The organism is Pseudoalteromonas sp. SG43-6 (genome assembly GCF_014164365.1).
GTDB classification, from domain to species: domain Bacteria; phylum Pseudomonadota; class Gammaproteobacteria; order Enterobacterales; family Alteromonadaceae; genus Pseudoalteromonas; species Pseudoalteromonas rhizosphaerae.
The window spans coordinates 1-1,375 of record NZ_JACJEZ010000128.1 but is presented as its reverse complement, the minus strand read 5'-3'; the positions used below and the strand labels follow the sequence as shown (position 1 = coordinate 1,375).

Below are 1,375 nucleotides of genomic sequence, written 5' to 3'. Positions count from 1 at the left end.
GGTAAGCGGTAAGCGGTAAAAATCTAGATCTCCTCAACTTAAATAGCAAGAAAATTTAATATATTTACTTTCTGTTATAAACGCGGTGGCAAGCCACTCGCCTACAAGTACATATTAACACCGAGCAACTTAAAACTTACCGCTTAGAGCTTACAGCTCAAATCGCAGACATTAAAAAAGGCCACCGAAGTGACCTTTTTCTAATAATTAACTTAAAAGTTAATTATTACTCTACGATAGTTGCTACTACACCAGCACCTACAGTACGGCCACCTTCGCGGATTGCGAAACGTAGACCTTCATCCATTGCGATTGGAGAGATTAACTTTACAGTCATCTTAACGTTATCGCCAGGCATTACCATTTCTACGCCATCTGGTAACTGTACGTCACCAGTTACGTCAGTTGTACGGAAGTAGAACTGTGGACGGTAACCTTTGAAGAATGGAGTATGACGACCACCTTCATCTTTAGAAAGTACGTATACTTCTGAAGTGAATGTTGTATGTGGGTTGATTGAACCAGGCTTAGCTAGTACTTGACCACGTTCAACGTCTTCACGTTTAGTACCACGTAGAAGTGCACCAATGTTCTCACCAGCACGACCTTCGTCAAGTAGTTTACGGAACATTTCAACACCAGTACAAGTAGATTTAGTTGTATCGTTGATACCAACAATTTCTACTTCGTCATTGATGCGGATGATACCAGCTTCAACACGACCAGTTACAACAGTACCACGACCTTGGATTGAGAAAACGTCTTCGATAGGCATGATGAATGGCTTATCGATGTCACGCTCTGGCTCTGGGATGTAAGAATCAAGTGCGTCTGCAAGCTCAATGATCTTGTCTTCCCACTCTTTCTCGCCTTCTAACGCTTTAAGCGCAGAACCAGCGATTAGTGGTAAGTCATCACCTGGGAAATCGTACTCAGAAAGAAGTTCACGAACTTCCATTTCTACTAGTTCAAGTAGCTCTTCGTCATCAACCATGTCACATTTGTTCATGAATACGATGATGTAAGGAACGCCAACTTGACGAGAAAGAAGGATGTGCTCACGCGTTTGTGGCATAGGGCCATCAGTCGCAGCAACAACAAGGATAGCGCCGTCCATTTGAGCAGCACCAGTGATCATGTTTTTAACATAATCGGCGTGTCCAGGACAATCTACGTGTGCGTAGTGACGAGTAGGCGTATCGTATTCAACGTGTGAAGTTGAGATTGTGATACCGCGCTCGCGCTCTTCTGGAGCGTTATCGATTGATGCGAAATCTTTAGCAACACCGCCGTATACTTTTGCAAGTACGTTAGTGATTGCTGCAGTTAGGGTAGTTTTACCGTGGTCAACGTGGCCGATTGTACCTACGTTTAC

1 protein-coding gene is annotated in these 1,375 nt (G+C 43.6%); it reads right to left on the bottom strand.

Translation table 11 applies throughout. The annotated features are described in order from the left end of the window. Nucleotides 1-226: 226 nt before the first annotated feature. Nucleotides 227-1,375 (bottom strand): elongation factor Tu (gene tuf, locus H5201_RS22395; RefSeq protein WP_145238324.1); only part of this gene is annotated, 1,149 nt, incomplete at its 5' end.